Raw genomic sequence first — 16,639 nt, 5'->3', positions numbered from 1 at the left:
TTTTTTATCGCTCTTTTGTTTAAAAAATTAATGTTAACAAAGAAATTTTTAACCTATTTACTTACCACATTTATTATTTTGATATACCCTTTTTTGCTATTCTCTTTGGAGGATTTTCTGAACTTTGCAGATCAAAAATCAAGATGTGGAAATATTCAGGGTTTATTTGTTATCGGAAATACTGTAATTTATCTACCTGTTGCTTTATTGCTGCAATATTTTTTTAATAAATGGCTTGTGAAATTTAAGAACACAAATGACTAAAATACTGTAACTTTTACATAAAGGGCACAACTAATTATTAAAAAAATTCATGAGACTATTTCTGATCCTTTTAATAATGAGTAGTGCCCAAATTTTTGCTCAGAAAACTGTTACTCCGGGTAATGTAAAGCTTGAATCCCAATACATTAAAGATGAAATATCCGATGCAGTATGGTACGCTTCGAAAGGTGACCAGAAAATGGAAATCGGGAAAATAACCTCCGAGGTAAAAAAGCTAGACAAAAACAGACTTCTTCTTAAAACTACGGTAAAGATGAATCAGGCTCCGGACAAACCATGGGCAGATTCTACGGTGGTAAGAATTTCAGATTTCCAGCCGATGTATCATTCTTCCTACAATATGATGAGAGACATGGTGATTAAGTTTGAAAAAAATAAAGCAACAGGATATTATTTCGATAAAAAAGCACAGAAAAAAGACATTATTGACGAAAAAATTTCTACTGAATATTTCGACAGCAATGCCTATCCCGCAATCATAAGATTTATGCCTTTAAAAGAAAATATATCCGCAGAAATGCCGATTTTCGATTATAATCCGGCTGCTAAAAAAGGCGTTATAAAAGCCTATGTGGAAAATGTAACCCAAGGAGATCTTAACGGTAAAAAAGTCTGGATCGTAAAAACCACGGATGATATTCAGGACAGAAAGTCTGTAGTCACGTATTATATTGATTTTTCCACAAGGAAGGTTCTGAAACAGGAAATAGATTCCGACGGAAGAAAAATGGTTATGGAATCTGTAAAATAAAAAGATTATTCTTTAAAAGTATTCAGAATCTGGATACTTTTTTTAGATTTGCACCAGATAAAAACTTTAAAAATATCCATGAAAAAACTTAGCCTTTTATTGGTGTTTATTCTTTCAGCACAAAACTTCTTTGCACAATCTCTACAGTTTTATACAGGAAAAAGAGATTTCCTTCCCATAGAAATTCTAATGGAAGACGGCAGTACAAAAAAAGGATTTGCACAAGACTTTATGCTTCCTGATGTTGCAACATTCAGTTTCATGGGAAAAGGTCCTAAATATGCCAATTTAGACAGAAAAGAAGTAAAATTTAAATCTTCAAAAAGCGATACCAAAGTACAATTAATCCCTGTTTCTGATATTAAAAGTTTATTGTATACAAATGAAGAAACCCAGGAGCAATTTCAACTGGACAAACGTCTGGTAAAAGAGATCAACAAAGATCAGGAACTGGAATCCGAAGGAAAAGTACTGATGCTTCCTTTGATGGAAAAAGGACTGATAAATCTTTATGGTTACAGAAGCATGATGTGCAAGGCAGATTTTGGAAATAATTATTCCGCAGCTTCCAATGGAAACGAAAACGATTGTCAGTTAACTTATGTAATGGTTTATTTAAGCAAACCAGGCGACACCGTTGCCATTGCGCCGGTAGATTATCCTTCCTTAAGTCCCTTAGATTTATTTAATCTTAAAACATTATACAAAAAATTCTATACAGCCTATGAAATGGTAGGAGCAGACTGTCCGGAGTTTCTTAAAAAAGTAGATGAAGCAAGACAGAACGATTATTTTTCCAATAAAACTTTTAAGGAAAAGAAAAGAGCAACCGATGACGAAAGAAAAGCAGCGCTTAAAGGTAAAAGAGGAGCTGAAGCTTCAAAGATAAATATGAAATATAAATCAGCAATATACACTGATATCTATAAAAAACTGATTGACGATTACAAAGATTCTTGTCATCAATAAAATACAAGTCACCTCATTTTTGAAGTGACTTTTTTTCTGCCAAAATTTCCGTTCAAAAAAAATTAGTCTGCCAAAATTTTCTTTTGCCTGTGTTGGCATACAATTAGAGAATTTCAAGACAGAAATAATTAAAAAATTAAATATATTATGTCAGTAAACTTTAAACCATTAGCAGACAGAGTTTTGATCGAACCGATCGCTGCAGAAACTAAAACAGCTTCAGGTATTATTATTCCGGACACCGCAAAAGAAAAACCTCAGGAAGGTACTGTTGTGGCAGTTGGTCCGGGCAAAAAAGATGAGCCTACAACTGTACAAGTGGGTGACAAAGTTCTTTACGGGAAATATTCAGGTTCTGAATTGAAATTGGAAGGAAAGGATTATTTAATTGTAAAAGAAGGAGATTTACTAGGAATAATTGGCTAATAGCTTTTTGCTTCCGGCAGATGGCTTTCCAGCATCGAAAATAGTAAATGAGAGATTTCAAAAAATTTGAAGTTTGGCAAATAAGCCATCAACTGACTTTAAAAATTTATACCTCAACCAAAAATTTCCCAAAGGAAGAAATGTTTGGGTTGACCTCTCAAATCAGAAGATCATTTGCTTCTATCGGATATAATATTTCGGAAGGAAGCGGAAGAAATTCAGATAAAGAGTTTGCTAATTTCATCAATATTGCGCTGGGATCATCCAACGAAGCAGAAAACCAATTAATTCTTGCTAAAGATTTAGAATACATTCATGAAAATGAATACCAAAATCTTTCAGAAGAATTAATCCTGCTAAAAAAGAAGCTTGTCACGCTTTGGAACAGGCTTAACGGAAATTAAAATCAAATTATAAAAAATAAACCGCGAATTGCTAAAGCCAAAAGCTAAAAGCAAATCGCCAAAAGCTTAAAACAATGGCAAAAGAAATAAAATTCGATATCGAATCAAGAGACGCTTTAAAAAGAGGTGTTGATGCATTGGCTAATGCAGTAAAAGTAACTTTAGGACCAAAAGGGAGAAACGTGGTAATCGAAAAATCTTTCGGTGCTCCTCACGTTACCAAAGACGGAGTTTCAGTTGCAAAAGAAATCGAACTTGAAGACAGAGTAGAAAACATGGGAGCGCAAATGGTAAAAGAAGTGGCTTCCAAAACCAATGATATCGCAGGAGACGGTACTACTACCGCTACTGTTCTGGCACAGGCTATCGTAAGAGAAGGTCTTAAAAACGTAGCTGCAGGTGCAAACCCAATGGATTTGAAAAGAGGAATCGACAAAGCTGTTGCAACAGTGGTTGAGAATTTAAAAGCTCAGTCTCAGGAAGTTGGAGATTCTACAGATAAAGTAAAGCAGGTAGCTTCTGTTTCTGCGAACAACGACGAAACTATCGGTGCTTTAATCGCTGAAGCGTTCGGAAAAGTAGGTAAAGAAGGTGTTATCACTGTAGAAGAAGCTAAAGGAATCGATACAACAGTAGACGTTGTAGAAGGAATGCAGTTCGATAGAGGATATCAGTCGCCGTATTTCGTGACAAATCCTGAAAAAATGTTGGCTGAATTGGAAAACCCATACATCCTTTTGGTTGAGAAAAAAATCTCTTCCATGAAAGAATTGCTTCCTGTTCTTGAACCAATTGCTCAGGGAGGAAAATCTTTATTAATTATCTCTGAAGAAGTTGAAGGTGAAGCTTTGGCAACTTTAGTGGTAAACAAATTAAGAGGTTCTCTTAAAATTGCTGCGGTAAAAGCGCCTGGATTCGGAGACAGAAGAAAAGCGATGTTAGAAGATATCGCGATCTTAACAGGAGGACAGGTAATTTCTGAAGAGCAAGGTTTCACAATGGAAAACATCTCTTTGGATATGTTGGGAACTGCTGAAAAAGTTTCTATCGACAAAGACAACACAACGATTGTAAACGGTGGTGGTGACGACAGCAAAATCAAAGGAAGAGTTGCACAGATCAAAGCTCAGATGGAAACGACTACTTCTGACTACGACAGAGAGAAACTTCAGGAAAGACTGGCTAAATTAGCAGGAGGTGTTGCTGTACTTTACGTAGGTGCTGCTTCTGAAGTGGAAATGAAGGAGAAAAAAGACAGAGTGGACGATGCGCTTCACGCAACAAGAGCTGCTGTAGAAGAAGGTATTGTTGCAGGAGGTGGTGTTGCTTTGGTAAGAGCAATCGCTTCTCTAGAAAGCCTTTCCGGTGCAAATGCAGACGAAAATACAGGTATTAAGATCGTGAAAAGAGCGATCGAAGAGCCATTGAGACAAATCGTTGCCAACGCAGGAGGAGAAGGTTCTGTAATCGTTGCTAAAGTTGCTGAAGGAAGCGGAGATTTCGGGTACAATGCGAAAACTGACGAGTATGTAAACATGCTTGAAGCTGGGATCATCGATCCAACAAAAGTAACAAGAGTTGCTCTTGAAAACGCAGCTTCTGTTTCTGGAATGCTTTTAACAACTGAATGTGTAATTACAGAAGTGAAAAAAGACGAACCAGCAATGCCAATGGGTGGCGGAATGCCGGGAATGATGTAACAGCGTGTCGCTGAGACAATTTATATATAAACCGTTCTATTTTATAGGACGGTTTTTTTGTTTGAATTATGGATTCCCGTAAGGAAATGTTATATTTATTATTTATATTTGATAATAATCACTGCTACATTAATGTAATTATATACTAGGCTCTTATTATAAATATGAATTTATCTAATGTGTAAATTTAAATGTTAGTGGCTATTTTATAACGACAGTACAAATATCAAATATACAGCATGAAAGAGAGAGTTGAAGATAAGATTCGGAACAAATTGGTTAGCCGGCTTGATTTAATTGAGCCAGGACTGACTTTGATTGAAGATGAGTATCATGTCAAAAATCCTAACGGAGCTGGAGGCTTCATTGACATTTTTGCGAAGGACTCAAAAGGTAATTTAGTTATTATTGAATTAAAACGCTCTGATGCCGCTGCCAGAGAAACTATAACAGAACTTTCAAAATACGTTGCTCTAATTAGGCGAATTAAAAATATCAAGAACAGTGAAATCCGACTTATTGTTATTTCTACTGAATGGCATGAATTACTTGTTCCTTTTTCAGAATTTTTTAATGCAACAACCTATCAACTTGAAGGATATCAACTCCAAACTGACAGTCACAATGTTCCATTGTCAATTAAAAGAATCACTCCATTACCAGAAATTTCAGGAAGGAACATTTGCAGGCGACACTTTATCCGCTATTATAAAACTGAAGAAGATTTTAAAAAAGCAGAAGAGAGCATTGTAGAGCAAGCAAATCGATTGGGATTAAGTGACTTTCTAATTACAAAATTCAAACTTAATTTCATAGACAAATACTACGGAAGCACGTTGGTTTTATATTGGGCACAACAATTAAAAAGCCGAGAATTCTATCTTGAAAAATTAACTCCTCTTTTAGGAAAAGAAAACCTTGAAGAGTTTTTAGATTATATCTCCGAGATGGATGAAGATGATTCGTTGGACGAACTTGCAGATAAATTAGATGATCAAATTGAAGTGCGATGCGAAACTGCAGAAATAGGATATCCCGAAAAATTGGTGCAACGACTTACTGATAATTTATGGACGTTAAAAAGTATAACGAAGTATGGCATATTTAAAAATGATGACCGACTTACTGATGATCTGCTTTTGATGGATATGAAAGGTTACACTGGATCTTCGTTTGTATATTATTTTGCATCAACGACGACAGACAACCGTTCTAAGATTGAAGAAATATCAAAAAATATTGAGTCGTGTTTATTTCACAATGATACTTGGCGATATAAAATAAAAGACATAATAAATTACGCCACAAGCAAAGCAGACTGTAGTATGACAGTTTATGTTTTTAGTAAGGACGATATTTTAGAAACATTGTGGCTTTCAAGAACAGACAATCCGTTCTCATGGACTCCAACCTTTTATGTAATTATTGACCCTAAAAATAATGACAATGCAGAAATCTTTTTAGGCGAGATAGCTTGGAATAAGAAAGAAATAAATCTTGACCAAGCAATCAAAGATATTTATGAAACATTTAACGGTTACTTAATCCATAGACATTTTGGTAGCCAGCGAGAGAAAGACTTAGAGTTTATGGCTCGTTTAGGTTTGGAATATCAAGTTGATCTGGTTATTGTTAGTCAAAGTGGTGAAGAATACAAAAAAAACATTATTGTTAGAGGAAAAAGTATATCGGAAAGTCCCACTCAATCGATTCCCTTTTTATCGTTTCTGCAAGAAAAAAAAGATACAGTTGAGAAAGTAGCTAAAATATTCAACGAGCGGCATGCTGGTTCAGGATTTTTCACTTTTTAGACACGACCAGATATCGCTGATTTACAATCCATTACTTTAATTTCCATATCCATATTGTGAAGGTACGTTAACAACTTTAATTGAAAAAGTGTAAAGACAGCACATTTATATTTACCAAAAATTGGTAACTTTGAGAAAAGTTTGGACAACATGAAAAATACATCAATATCACTCGGAAACTATTTTGATCAGTTTGTAAGTAGTCAGATTTCATCAGGACGCTATAAAAATGTTAGCGAAGTTGTTCGTGCCGGACTTCGACTTTTAGAAGACGAAGAAAACAAAGTAATTGCTCTGAAAGCTGCAATCCAGAAAGGATTAGACAGTCCTCTCGTTGAAAATTTCGACTTCAAAGAAAATTTAAAAAAATTAAAGGAAGAAAAAAGAAAAAATGGCTAAAGTAATTTTCAGACAGGAAGCCATTGATGACTTAAATGACATTTGGATTTACACTACTGACGAATGGTCTGAAAAGCAAGCCGATAAATACTATGCAGCTATAGAGTTTGCTTGTACACAAATACGAAAAACCCCTGAACTTGGAAAAGAATATGATGGAATAAGCAAGAATTTGCTTGGTTTGAGAACTGGAAAACACATAATTTTCTATCAAGTTATTTCAAAAGACAGGATTGAAGTTGTAAGAATTTTACACGAAAGAATGGACTTGAAAAATAGACTTGATGAATAAAGAACTAACCGATAATCCGATATTGCAGATTTATAATCCGTGACATTTTTCTCTACCAAAGAACCTCATTCGTAAAAATTTCCAATCTACGCTTATACAATATAAAAATTTAAATCACGGATTGCAAATCTACGATATCGAGGTTTACTCATCAATTTTATACTTTTCTATATCAAAGTCAAAATCAAATAATTCTTTTGGATGAATTTGTAATGCTACGGCAAACTTTATCATAGTTTTCAAAGTTAGATTTCTTTTTCCTTTTTCATATTTACTTACTTCTGCCGAATCAATACCTGTTAGAAATTCTAAATCTTGTTGAGTTTGGTTATTTTTCATTCTAATTTCAGAAATACGCTTTCCTATCAAAATTTGCAGGTCTTTGTGAAAATCCATTAATACTATGTTTTCAATTAAATTGCATTTATAAAAATAAATATTATTGGTATAATAAAAGCAAATCCCGACTCTCGTTAGGATTTTGTTTTATTTTTATTTTTAAATTCTTTTTGCAGGTGTTCAATCTCACTTTCAATATTCTTTAATTCTTTATCAGTTAGCTTCGCAAGTAAAAATAACATATCAATTTCAAAAAAATTGCAGAATTTAACTAGGTTTTCTATTGTTGGATTAGTTTCGGCTCGCTCAATTCTACCAACGTGATTACTTGATAGATTAAGTTCATTTCCAAGTGGAACTGTGAAAGACTTTTCTTTAACCTATGCAATTGAATAAGCTTACCAATTTGGAATTTTAATTCTTCAATCTCCCATTTATACATGGGATAAATTTTAGACTTTTTAAAAGTTTCAAACTTCATCAGGACTTATTCGTTTTAATTTCTTTAATATCGTATTTCGTCTCTTTAATTGGTTCATTGGGAAAGAAATCTTTAATAGAACAACCTAATGCAATGGCGATTAAATTTAAATGAATTAAGTTATATTTAGCTTTTTTAGAAGGTGCCTCAATTTGTGAAATGAATCCTATGTTCTTACCAATCGAAAGAGATAACTCTTCTTGAGTAATACCTTTTGTTTCACGTATTTCTTTTATACGTTTTATAACAAATCTTTCTATTTCGTCTAATGATTCATTCATAAGTCAAAGTGAATGAAAAACATTAAAAAAAATTATGTACTATAGTACATATTTCAAGAATTGTTTTATATTTGTAAAACAAGTTACGCTAAAAATACCTTTGCGATACTTCAAAGAATACAAAAAGCTATTGCTTAGAAAGCTGGTAATTTTTAGCATATAAGACGATAAACAGAAAGCTAATGAAAGCGTGTAAGAAATTGCTTATTTAGAGATTAAAAACACAATTTATCATATACCTTGGTTTGTATAGGCAGGAAGTTTAGGCATTTTTACAACTTCCTCCTGTACAGCCAGAAAAATGTAAAAACAAATAACAAAAATCAAATTTATCAGATAACAAAAACACCATGACGAATTTAAGAAAACTTAAAATTTATTCAAGATTTCAGAAAAGCAGCAACCAACTCATCATCGTTCCGGAAATCCGCCTCAGAGGAAAATGGCTTGATGAAATAGGCTTCGGAGAAGGAAAAATGGTGAATATTCAGCAGAAGAAAAACAAAATTATCATTACGGTGGATAAATTATAAATCATCGCAATATCTACAAAATTATTAACTTTCTAAAAAACGTGAAGAAAAACAATGGTTTGTGTATGTGTACAATCTACGAATGTGTAAATTTGAAAGTCAGCCGCAATGATCCAGTCTATTAAAATCACTATAAAAGTTTCACAGATTTAAAAAATATGCAGAACTAAAAGAACAAAATGTTAACAATTTCATTGATTCCATTATTGAAAAAGAAAAACAGAAAAGTGTGCAGCAGGAAAAAACAGTAAGTGACATACAAACATTCTTCAACAGCCTATCCCCTGTTTCCAATGAAAGCTGGGAACAATTTTCCGCATTATTTACACCAAAAATTCTGAAAAAAGGCGACTATTTTATCACAAGCGGACAGACAGCAAAGGAAATCGGTTTTCTAGAAACAGGTGTTGTCCGCGCATTTTATAGAAACAACGAAGGTACAGAATACAACAAACATTTTTTCGTTAACCCGTGTTTCATTGGTGGCTACTCTTCTCTGATAACCGGAACACCCAATCAGATCAATCAGCAAGCTCTTACCGAATGTAAGATCCTCACGGCAAAATATGCAGAGATACAATCCCTTTACAAAGCCTGTCCCGATATCGAACGCGCAGCCCGAATCTTAGCTGAACTCTTTTTTGTACAGAAAGAGCAGAGAGAGATTGAAATTGTTTTGCTGGATGCCGATAAAAGGTACGAGATTTTCCAAAAAGATTTTCCACAACTGGAACAGCAAATTCCTCAATATCATATTGCTTCCTATTTAGGCATCACTCCCACACAATTAAGCCGGATCAGAAAAAAACTTTCAGGCAGATAGCATTTATCAACCTATGTAAATTGAATTTACCATCAGCTTCTTCAATTTTGCAATAGATATTAAATAAGCAAAATGAATAAGCTGATTCTCATTTTATTCACCGCATTATGTTTATCGGGCAATGCACAAACAAAGCGAAGTGATATGGAAAATAAAAGACCTTACACCATTTTAGTGTTGATGAATGCAACTCCGAAATGGCTTTCATTATCAAGAGACGAAAGAAGCCAATTCGTTGAAAAAGAATTAACTCCCATTTTTGTACGAGTAAGCCAGACAGTAACCGTTCAGTTATTTGACAGCGAATACTTTCATGCTTCTGTTTCGGACTTTATGATAGTAACAACAACCAAACTGGACGATTATAAACTGATGATTGAATTACTTCGTGATACTAAAGTTTATGAAGTTCCCTATTTCGAAATAAAAGACATCATTACAGGACAGGAAAATTTATTTGAAGATTTTAACGAACAGTTTAAAAAAGAGAAGAAATGACTGAAACAGGAAATACCGTTTTAATTACCGGTGGCTCTTCCGGCATTGGTTTGTCATTAGCCAAGCGGTTTTTGCTGCTCAAAAACAAAGTTATTATTACAGGACGGGACAAAGTAAAGCTGGAACAAATAAAAAATGAATTTCCGGAATTAATAATATTTGCAGGCGATTTAACCGACAGCACTTCGTTAGACGAATTAGTTTTGTTTATTGAACGACAACATTCAGATGTAAACATTTTAATTAACAATGCTGCAGTTCAGTACAATTATCATTTTACAGATAAAACTAATCTCACGGATAAAATAGAGTATGAAATTTCGGCAAATTTAAAAGCTCCCATAAAACTGACTTCCCTCCTATTGCCTTTTATTTTGAAAAACAAAAATAGCGCAGTAGTAAATGTAAGCAGCGGACTTTTTATTGCACCCAAAAAATCGGCTTCCGTGTATTGTGCCACAAAAAGTGCCATTCACAGTTTCAGCAAAACATTGCGCTATCAGCTTGAAGATACAGACACCAAAGTTTTTGAAATCATACCCGCTTTAATCGACACTCCCATGACGGAAGGACGCGGAAAATCAAAAATAACAACCGAACAATTAACTGATGAATTTATTCATAATTTTAAAGCTGACCAATACGAAAGCTATATTGGCAAAACAAAGTTGCTTAGACTTATTCACCGCTTTTCCCAAAGACTTGCCGACAGAATTATGAAAAATGGACTATGAAAAAACGAAGCAAAAACATTAATTTAGTAAATAAGGTGGTTTAAACTTTTTTAAAATAAAAATATTCTTACTGGAAAAGGCAAAGGTCGCAGGATTTGTATTCGTCCTAAATTTTTAAGCCGCAGGAAAATCAAAGATTTTCAATAAGGATTCATGCTTAATTTTATCTAAGATAAAATCTGTGCGTCTAAAAACTGTTTTAAAAACTTTTCGAAACAACTCTCGGATAACCAAATAAAAGCATCAGGCTGAAGTTTTCACTTCAGCCTGATGCTTTTTTAATTTATTGAACTTGTTCAATGTTTTTAAACCTGAAGTGAAGCAACTTTGCATCATTAATTTAAAAACTTCAGAAAATGAAAAAAAGAATTTTAGCAGTCTTCATGATTTTAAGTATTGCTTTTTTAGCCACAAGTTGTTCAGACAATGATGACAATGGAGTAACGTCATCAAGAAACATTCAGCAGGAGGAAGCAAACAAACTTTTAGTAAAAACTTTTTACCAGCGTTTATTCGGAGATAAGGATATTACAGCTATTGATGATTATATTGTTGAAAATTACATCCAGCACAATCCGCAGGTTGCAGATGGAAGAGCATCATTAAAAACAGTAGCTTCCCAATGGCTCGCCGGTACACCACAAACCACGGTAGATTTCCGAAAAATACTGGCAGAAGGCGATCTGGTTATTCTGCACGTAAGAAATCCGTCTCCCGACGGCAGCACTTATCAGGCGATTACAGAGTTTTTCCGCGTAGAGAATAACAAAATCACAGAACATTGGGATGTCATTCAGGATGCGCCTGCAACTTCTGCCAATACGCATCCGATGTTTGGTAACGATGCAAATACTACAGCTGCAAGAAATATTATACAGGAGGATGCCAACAAAAAATTAGTGGTTGCATTCTACCAAAGACTTTTTGGCGATAAAGACACTTCGGCTATTGACGATTATATTGCAGATAACTACATACAGCACAATCCGCAGGTTGCCGATGGAAAAGCACCACTGAAAGCAATGGCAACCCAGTGGATTGCAGGTACACCAAAATCTACAGTCGATTTCCGCAAAACGGTTTCTGAAGGAAATATTGTGGCTCTTCATATAAAAGCTCCTACACCTGACGGAAGCTATCAGGCAATTTCAGAATTCTTCCGCGTAGAGAATAACAAAATCACAGAACATTGGGACGTTATACAGGCTGCACCTTCATCGTCTGCCAATCCGCATCCTATGTTTTAATAAAAAAATGAGAAATGATGGACAGAAAGAAATTTTTAACCAAAGGAATTTTAGGCTTAGGTTCAATTGTAGCACTACCCACCGTTTTAGCATCCTGCTCAAAAGATGATGAAACCGGTACTTCAGGTTCTGCCAACGGTAACTGTTCCGTATCGCCTACCGAAACAATTGGTCCTTTTCCTATTATTACACCTGCACAATATGTTCGGGCAAGCATCATCGGAGACCGAACCGGAATTCCCCTTCTAATGACGCTCACCATACAAGACCAGAGTAATGGCTGTACTCCTTTAGCCGGTGTATTTGTAGATGTATGGCAATGCGATAAAGACGGAAACTATTCGCAATACGGAGGAAACCAGCTGCAGACCGCAGATTATACAGGTCAAAATTTCCTTCGGGGAAGACAGGCTACCGACGCCAACGGAAAAGTATCCTTCATCAGTATTTTTCCGGGCTGGTATCCCGGAAGAGCGCCACACATTCATGTACATATTTATGATAGTGCCGGAGTTTCGCTTCTGGTTACCCAAATTGCTTTTCCGGCTGCAATATACTCCGCTGTTTATGCAACTGCAGGATATCATGGAGCGCCGGACAGATCGAATACGCAGGATTCAATTTTTTCAGATAGTTTGAACCAGAATATGGCAGACAGTGTAACGGGTAATAATACCGATGGCTATACCTTGTTAAAAACAATAACGGTAGCATAAAAAATACATAAACCTGTTCTTTTTAATAATAAAGATTTCAGCCTGACAATCATAATAATATTACAGTTAGTTTTCGAAATGTCAGGTTGAATTTTTTGAAGGATCTCCTACGAAAAGACACTTCAGAGTGCTGCCCTTCAATATTAAATAAAGGAATAAATGAACAAATTTTAATAACAAATCATTCCAAAAAAATGAAAATAAGGAATTTTTTTAAATCTATTTTAATTACAACATCAATTTTTACAGCAATGGAAGCAACAGCACAAAGTTTCAGAACTATCGAAACAAAAAATTTAAACCTAAAAGTATATAACGCATCCGAAAACAGCTTTGGCGTTGCCTCGGTAATTATTTCGGGCAAGACGGATGCCGTATTGATCGATGCACAGTTTACCTTGGCAGATGCCGAAAAAGTAGCTCAGGAAATTAAACACAGCGGCAAAAAGCTGACCACAATCTATGTTTCTCATGGTGATCCGGATTTTTACTTCGGATTAGAAGTTTTCAAAAAATATTTTCCGGAAGTTACCGCTTACGCTTCTCCTGCAACGGTGGAACACATTAAAGCTACAGCACAGAAAAAACTGGAAGTGTGGGGCGAAAGACTGGGTAAAAATATCACTTCCAATGTAATTTTGCCACAGATTTTAAAAGGAAACTCTATACAGCTGGAAGGTGAAAATCTTGAAATCATTGGTCTGGAAGATTTTGCCAATAAGACTTTTGTATGGATTCCTTCAGAAAAAACAGTTGTGGGCGGTATTAATATTTTTGGTACCAGCTTCAACCTTTGGATGGCAGATGCACAAACTACAGAAGCACGCAAACAATGGATTTCCGTATTGGATAAAATTGAAAGTCTGCATCCTGAAGTCGTAGTTCCTGCGCACGCGAGCAATAATTCAGCTTTTGATATTTCGGCAGTAAAACATACGCGAAATTACATTCAGTTTTATGAAGAAGCACTGAAAACAAACAAAACCTCAGATGAACTTATTAAAGCGATCAAAGCAAAATATCCAACATTAACTTTTGACATTGCCCTGCAAATTGGCGCAAAAGTAAATACGGGAGAAATGAAATGGTAAAACAATATATCTTCAGCCTGGCTATGCTTCTTGCTCTGTCAGGCTGTTCTTTAAACAATAAAGCAATGACAAATCTCGAAATAATAAAAAGTACTTACGAAGGAAAAACATCGGAAGAAAACGGAAGAAATCTTGCCAGATATGTAGCTGAAGATATTCACTGGACAGAAGCAAAAGGCTTTCCCTATAACGGAACGTATGTGGGATTAGAAAGCATTACAAAAAATGTTTTCAGCAGATTAGGAACTGAATGGACAGATTATAAATTTACACCGGAAGATTATGTGGCTAGTGATGATAAAGTGGTTGCTTACGGTACTTATTCTGGAACTTATAAACGTACCAACAAGTATTTTGAAGCCAGAGTAGCCCACATCTGGAAACTGAAAAACGGAAAAATTATCAGCTTTGAGCAGTTTGTAGACAGCAAAACAGTGGATGATGCTATAAAATAAACAAAACATCCTGTGGCAAAACCTTCTGATTTAAAATCTTTAATCCTTTATTTTCCAGATCATTATACTTAAATCGCTATCGAGTAAAAGTGAAGAATACTATTCCATTAAGGTGATAAATTAATTAAATGAAAATAAATTTGCATATTATAAGTACGCTTATTATATTTGCACTTATAAAATTAATTCATTTAATATTTAAAGATATGTGGACAAGAAGTCATTCAATCGTAACGAGAGAAGTTACAAAAGAGCAAATGTGGAAACTCTTTGCTGACGTAAATAACTGGCAAACCTGGGATGAAGGTATTGAATTTGCCAAACTGGAAGGTAAATTTGAGAAAGGAAACTTTTTTATGTTGAGACCGAAAGGCGGTCCCGATGTAAAAGTAGAACTCTTAGAAACAGAAGAAAATAAAATGTTTCTGGATGTTACAAAATTTCCGCTTGCCAAAATGTACGACAAACACACTTTCGAAGAAACGCAGGAAGGTTTAAAAATCACAAACACCATCACCGTAAAAGGAGTTTTAGGATTTTTATGGCGTAAAATTGTAGCTCAAAAAATTGTTGATGCGCTACCGGAAGATATGCAAACCCAGATTAAAGCAGCAAAATCTCTATGAAAAATAAAGACAATACCTTCAGTGTAGAAAAAGCAGAAGACAGCTCCGGTTTTTTATTGTGGCAGGTGACTAATCTTTGGCAGCGGGAAATTAAAAAAGCATTAGAACCTTATGGCATAACGCATTCGCAGTTTGTTTTAATGGCGAGCATTCACTGGCTTACCCTGCATCAACAGGAAGTAACTCAGATTGCGCTTTCATCGCATACAAAAATTGATCCTATGACAACCTCTACTGTCCTGAGAACTTTACAAACAAAAGGGCTTTTAGAAAGAAGGGAACATTTAACAGATACGAGGGCAAAAACAGTGGGACTTACCGATAGCGGAGAAAAAATAATCCAGCAGGCTGTAAAGATAGTTGAAGAATTCGACAGAACTTTTTTTGCAAAGCTCGGCGATACAACAGGATCTTTCAATAAACAGCTTCTGATATTGCTCGAAAATAAAAACGAAAGCTAATTTTGAATGAAACCGGTATCGATTTTTACTCATGCTTGGCTTTCAAGAAAAATGCGGTGTAATTATTAATCTGAAAATATTCAGAAAAAAATGCTAAATTAACCTCGAATCAGACAGAAAAGTGTAATATAATTTGATGGCGACTCCTGAAATAAAACAGCACTTCTGTTTGTTATTGCGACATAAACCATTTTCTATAAAATTATGCCAATCATCGAATTCACAGCGGGGCAATTATCCCCGGAAGTTAAAAAACAACTGATAAAAGAACTTACAGACATTTCTGTAAAAATTACGGGGATTCCGAAACACTTATTCTTTATCACCATCAATGAAAAACCAGATGAAGACATTGCTGTGGGAGGTCTCAGCGTAAAAGAAATAAAGGAGAACCTGAAATCAAAATAATGCATCTATGGAAATTATTGAAGCTTGTCCTTCTGTAAATATTTGTCTATATTTGATTTAGGTTTTCAGATTTCTGTATTCACTGAAACAAACATATCAGAAAGACAAAAGACTGCGCAACCCAACACAGAAAAAAAATGAACAATGATTTTGACTTCAAACTCATCAAGCCCGACAAATCGCTGGACGATTTTGTAGAGAGCTTTTGGATGCTTCAAAATCTTTCCGAGCAAGACAAAAACATTGTTATTTTACCCGACGGAAGAGTAGATCTGTTTTTTTCCAGATCCGCATCTGAGCCTTTTCACACTACACTTTCCGGACTTGAAACGAAACCGGACACTGCGATATTATCTACTAAGACGGTGATGTTTGCCATTAGTTTTAAACTTCTTGCCATAGAATATATTTTTCGGGATCCGGTTTCAGACGTATTGGATAACGCAAAACATTTACCTCTTGATTTTTGGAGTTTTAGTGAAGATGACCTGAATAGTTTTGAACTCTTCTGCGAAAAAGCAACGCAAAAAATTCAGTCACTTCTGCCTGAAGAAACAGATAGCAGAAAAAGAAAACTTTTTGATCTTATTTATTCTTCCAACGGATCACTGTCTGTACATGAACTTTCAGAAAAAGTATCTTGGAGCAGCCGGCAGATCAACCGTTATTTTAATCAGCAATTCGGGATTTCATTAAAAGCCTACTGTAATATTCTTCGGTTTCGGGCTTCATTCAGTCATATAAAAGAAGGCAGGTTATTCCCGCAGGAAGATTTTGCCGATCAGTCGCATTTTATTAAAACCGTTAAAAAGTTTTCCGGTGTTTCACCAAAAGAACTTAAACAAAACCAAAACGACCGATTTATACAATTTTCAACAATTACATTGAAATAATTTTGTGCTGTAAAAA

23 protein-coding genes are annotated in these 16,639 nt (G+C 34.9%); 20 read left to right on the top strand and 3 right to left on the bottom strand.

Annotated features, from left to right (window positions below; translation table 11 throughout):
• Positions 1-340: 340 nt before the first annotated feature.
• The 8 genes from AC52CF_RS02640 (at position 341) to AC52CF_RS02605 (ending at position 7,037) form a co-directional block, all read left to right on the top strand.
• Positions 341-1,036, top strand: a complete 696-nt coding sequence (locus AC52CF_RS02640) for a DUF3108 domain-containing protein (protein WP_496517813.1) — start codon at positions 341-343, stop codon at positions 1,034-1,036.
• A gap of 78 nt (positions 1,037-1,114) precedes the next feature.
• Entirely contained in the window at positions 1,115-2,005 is an 891-nt protein-coding gene (locus AC52CF_RS02635; RefSeq protein WP_496517812.1) for a hypothetical protein, read from the top strand.
• Positions 2,006-2,152: 147 nt separating this feature from the next.
• Complete coding sequence (locus AC52CF_RS02630; RefSeq protein WP_040997294.1) at positions 2,153-2,431, top strand: co-chaperone GroES; 279 nt, start codon at positions 2,153-2,155, stop codon at positions 2,429-2,431.
• Between the two features lie 47 nt (positions 2,432-2,478).
• Positions 2,479-2,835, top strand: coding sequence for a four helix bundle protein (locus tag AC52CF_RS02625; RefSeq protein WP_394665469.1), 357 nt, complete (start codon positions 2,479-2,481; stop codon positions 2,833-2,835).
• Positions 2,836-2,909: 74 nt separating this feature from the next.
• Positions 2,910-4,535, top strand: coding sequence for a chaperonin GroEL (gene groL, locus AC52CF_RS02620; RefSeq protein ID WP_076390782.1), 1,626 nt, complete (start codon positions 2,910-2,912; stop codon positions 4,533-4,535).
• Between the two features lie 239 nt (positions 4,536-4,774).
• Complete coding sequence (locus AC52CF_RS02615; protein ID WP_496517811.1) at positions 4,775-6,346, top strand: endonuclease NucS domain-containing protein; 1,572 nt, start codon at positions 4,775-4,777, stop codon at positions 6,344-6,346.
• Positions 6,347-6,496: 150 nt separating this feature from the next.
• Positions 6,497-6,745: a type II toxin-antitoxin system ParD family antitoxin gene (locus AC52CF_RS02610; RefSeq protein ID WP_336716849.1), complete on the top strand. Its 249-nt coding sequence runs from the start codon at positions 6,497-6,499 to the stop codon at positions 6,743-6,745.
• Positions 6,738-7,037, top strand: a complete 300-nt coding sequence (locus AC52CF_RS02605; protein ID WP_496517810.1) for a type II toxin-antitoxin system RelE/ParE family toxin — start codon at positions 6,738-6,740, stop codon at positions 7,035-7,037. Before AC52CF_RS02610 ends, AC52CF_RS02605 begins: the two co-directional genes overlap by 8 nt.
• Before the next feature lie 144 nt (positions 7,038-7,181).
• Here AC52CF_RS02605 and AC52CF_RS02600 read toward each other — a convergent pair whose 3' ends face one another.
• The 3 genes from AC52CF_RS02600 to AC52CF_RS02590 form a co-directional block, all read right to left on the bottom strand.
• Positions 7,182-7,433: a helix-turn-helix domain-containing protein gene (locus AC52CF_RS02600; protein WP_087707305.1), complete on the bottom strand. Its 252-nt coding sequence runs from the start codon at positions 7,431-7,433 to the stop codon at positions 7,182-7,184.
• 77 nt (positions 7,434-7,510) lie between these two features.
• A complete protein-coding gene (locus AC52CF_RS02595) occupies positions 7,511-7,687 on the bottom strand; it encodes a hypothetical protein (protein ID WP_496518201.1) in 177 nt (58 codons plus the stop codon).
• Between the two features lie 169 nt (positions 7,688-7,856).
• The gene (locus AC52CF_RS02590; protein WP_235129599.1) at positions 7,857-8,138 is read right to left on the bottom strand and encodes a helix-turn-helix domain-containing protein; all 282 of its coding nucleotides are present in this window, start codon (positions 8,136-8,138) and stop codon (positions 7,857-7,859) included.
• A 350-nt stretch (positions 8,139-8,488) separates the two neighbouring features.
• Between AC52CF_RS02590 and AC52CF_RS02585 the strand changes: the two genes are divergently transcribed.
• The 12 genes from AC52CF_RS02585 to AC52CF_RS02530 all read left to right on the top strand — a co-directional run bounded on the left by AC52CF_RS02585 (position 8,489) and on the right by AC52CF_RS02530 (position 16,623).
• Positions 8,489-8,671 carry a SymE family type I addiction module toxin gene (locus AC52CF_RS02585; RefSeq protein ID WP_496517809.1) on the top strand — a complete coding sequence of 61 codons (183 nt, stop codon included), beginning with the start codon at positions 8,489-8,491 and terminating at the stop codon, positions 8,669-8,671.
• Positions 8,672-8,900: 229 nt separating this feature from the next.
• Entirely contained in the window at positions 8,901-9,494 is a 594-nt protein-coding gene (locus tag AC52CF_RS02580) for a Crp/Fnr family transcriptional regulator (protein WP_496517808.1), read from the top strand.
• A gap of 144 nt (positions 9,495-9,638) precedes the next feature.
• Complete coding sequence (locus tag AC52CF_RS02575) at positions 9,639-9,992, top strand: darcynin family protein (RefSeq protein WP_496517807.1); 354 nt, start codon at positions 9,639-9,641, stop codon at positions 9,990-9,992.
• Positions 9,989-10,726, top strand: coding sequence for an SDR family oxidoreductase (locus AC52CF_RS02570; protein WP_496517806.1), 738 nt, complete (start codon positions 9,989-9,991; stop codon positions 10,724-10,726). The genes AC52CF_RS02575 and AC52CF_RS02570 overlap by 4 nt, the downstream gene beginning before the upstream one ends.
• Positions 10,727-11,082: 356 nt before the next feature.
• Positions 11,083-11,973: a nuclear transport factor 2 family protein gene (locus AC52CF_RS02565; RefSeq protein ID WP_496517805.1), complete on the top strand. Its 891-nt coding sequence runs from the start codon at positions 11,083-11,085 to the stop codon at positions 11,971-11,973.
• Between the two features lie 14 nt (positions 11,974-11,987).
• On the top strand, positions 11,988-12,689 hold the full coding sequence (locus AC52CF_RS02560; RefSeq protein WP_496517804.1) for a dioxygenase family protein: 702 nt from the start codon (positions 11,988-11,990) through the stop codon (positions 12,687-12,689).
• Positions 12,690-12,883: 194 nt separating this feature from the next.
• Positions 12,884-13,780 carry an MBL fold metallo-hydrolase gene (locus AC52CF_RS02555; RefSeq protein WP_496517803.1) on the top strand — a complete coding sequence of 299 codons (897 nt, stop codon included), beginning with the start codon at positions 12,884-12,886 and terminating at the stop codon, positions 13,778-13,780.
• Between the two features lie 65 nt (positions 13,781-13,845).
• Positions 13,846-14,235: a nuclear transport factor 2 family protein gene (locus AC52CF_RS02550; protein WP_496517802.1), complete on the top strand. Its 390-nt coding sequence runs from the start codon at positions 13,846-13,848 to the stop codon at positions 14,233-14,235.
• Positions 14,236-14,441: 206 nt separating this feature from the next.
• The gene (locus AC52CF_RS02545; RefSeq protein WP_214590916.1) at positions 14,442-14,861 is read left to right on the top strand and encodes an SRPBCC family protein; all 420 of its coding nucleotides are present in this window, start codon (positions 14,442-14,444) and stop codon (positions 14,859-14,861) included.
• The gene (locus AC52CF_RS02540) at positions 14,858-15,322 is read left to right on the top strand and encodes a MarR family winged helix-turn-helix transcriptional regulator (protein WP_214590917.1); all 465 of its coding nucleotides are present in this window, start codon (positions 14,858-14,860) and stop codon (positions 15,320-15,322) included. The genes AC52CF_RS02545 and AC52CF_RS02540 overlap by 4 nt, the downstream gene beginning before the upstream one ends.
• A 204-nt stretch (positions 15,323-15,526) precedes the next feature.
• Positions 15,527-15,730, top strand: a complete 204-nt coding sequence (locus tag AC52CF_RS02535) for a tautomerase family protein (RefSeq protein WP_214590918.1) — start codon at positions 15,527-15,529, stop codon at positions 15,728-15,730.
• Positions 15,731-15,867: 137 nt separating this feature from the next.
• Positions 15,868-16,623 (top strand): helix-turn-helix domain-containing protein, encoded by a 756-nt coding sequence (locus AC52CF_RS02530; RefSeq protein WP_496517801.1) that lies wholly within the window; start codon positions 15,868-15,870, stop codon positions 16,621-16,623.
• Positions 16,624-16,639 lie beyond the last annotated feature (16 nt).

It is taken from the genome of Chryseobacterium sp. 2P, from assembly GCF_059579425.1.
This window is presented reverse-complemented; position numbering and strand designations above follow the sequence as displayed.

Excerpts from the sequence above, each read along its gene's own strand:
- AC52CF_RS02640 (WP_496517813.1), top strand. The coding sequence starts at position 341 with ATGAGTAGTGCCCAAATTTTTGCTCAGAAAACTGTTACTCCGGGTAAT.
- AC52CF_RS02635 (WP_496517812.1), top strand. The coding sequence starts at position 1,115 with ATGAAAAAACTTAGCCTTTTATTGGTGTTTATTCTTTCAGCACAAAAC.
- AC52CF_RS02630 (WP_040997294.1), top strand. The coding sequence starts at position 2,153 with ATGTCAGTAAACTTTAAACCATTAGCAGACAGAGTTTTGATCGAACCG.
- AC52CF_RS02625 (WP_394665469.1), top strand. The coding sequence starts at position 2,479 with ATGAGAGATTTCAAAAAATTTGAAGTTTGGCAAATAAGCCATCAACTG.
- groL (WP_076390782.1), top strand. The coding sequence starts at position 2,910 with ATGGCAAAAGAAATAAAATTCGATATCGAATCAAGAGACGCTTTAAAA.
- AC52CF_RS02615 (WP_496517811.1), top strand. The coding sequence starts at position 4,775 with ATGAAAGAGAGAGTTGAAGATAAGATTCGGAACAAATTGGTTAGCCGG.
- AC52CF_RS02610 (WP_336716849.1), top strand. The coding sequence starts at position 6,497 with ATGAAAAATACATCAATATCACTCGGAAACTATTTTGATCAGTTTGTA.
- AC52CF_RS02605 (WP_496517810.1), top strand. The coding sequence starts at position 6,738 with ATGGCTAAAGTAATTTTCAGACAGGAAGCCATTGATGACTTAAATGAC.
- AC52CF_RS02600 (WP_087707305.1), bottom strand. The coding sequence starts at position 7,433 with ATGGATTTTCACAAAGACCTGCAAATTTTGATAGGAAAGCGTATTTCT.
- AC52CF_RS02590 (WP_235129599.1), bottom strand. The coding sequence starts at position 8,138 with ATGAATGAATCATTAGACGAAATAGAAAGATTTGTTATAAAACGTATA.
- AC52CF_RS02585 (WP_496517809.1), top strand. The coding sequence starts at position 8,489 with ATGACGAATTTAAGAAAACTTAAAATTTATTCAAGATTTCAGAAAAGC.
- AC52CF_RS02575 (WP_496517807.1), top strand. The coding sequence starts at position 9,639 with ATGGAAAATAAAAGACCTTACACCATTTTAGTGTTGATGAATGCAACT.
- AC52CF_RS02570 (WP_496517806.1), top strand. The coding sequence starts at position 9,989 with ATGACTGAAACAGGAAATACCGTTTTAATTACCGGTGGCTCTTCCGGC.
- AC52CF_RS02565 (WP_496517805.1), top strand. The coding sequence starts at position 11,083 with ATGAAAAAAAGAATTTTAGCAGTCTTCATGATTTTAAGTATTGCTTTT.
- AC52CF_RS02560 (WP_496517804.1), top strand. The coding sequence starts at position 11,988 with ATGATGGACAGAAAGAAATTTTTAACCAAAGGAATTTTAGGCTTAGGT.
- AC52CF_RS02555 (WP_496517803.1), top strand. The coding sequence starts at position 12,884 with ATGAAAATAAGGAATTTTTTTAAATCTATTTTAATTACAACATCAATT.
- AC52CF_RS02550 (WP_496517802.1), top strand. The coding sequence starts at position 13,846 with ATGACAAATCTCGAAATAATAAAAAGTACTTACGAAGGAAAAACATCG.
- AC52CF_RS02545 (WP_214590916.1), top strand. The coding sequence starts at position 14,442 with ATGTGGACAAGAAGTCATTCAATCGTAACGAGAGAAGTTACAAAAGAG.
- AC52CF_RS02540 (WP_214590917.1), top strand. The coding sequence starts at position 14,858 with ATGAAAAATAAAGACAATACCTTCAGTGTAGAAAAAGCAGAAGACAGC.
- AC52CF_RS02535 (WP_214590918.1), top strand. The coding sequence starts at position 15,527 with ATGCCAATCATCGAATTCACAGCGGGGCAATTATCCCCGGAAGTTAAA.
- AC52CF_RS02530 (WP_496517801.1), top strand. The coding sequence starts at position 15,868 with ATGAACAATGATTTTGACTTCAAACTCATCAAGCCCGACAAATCGCTG.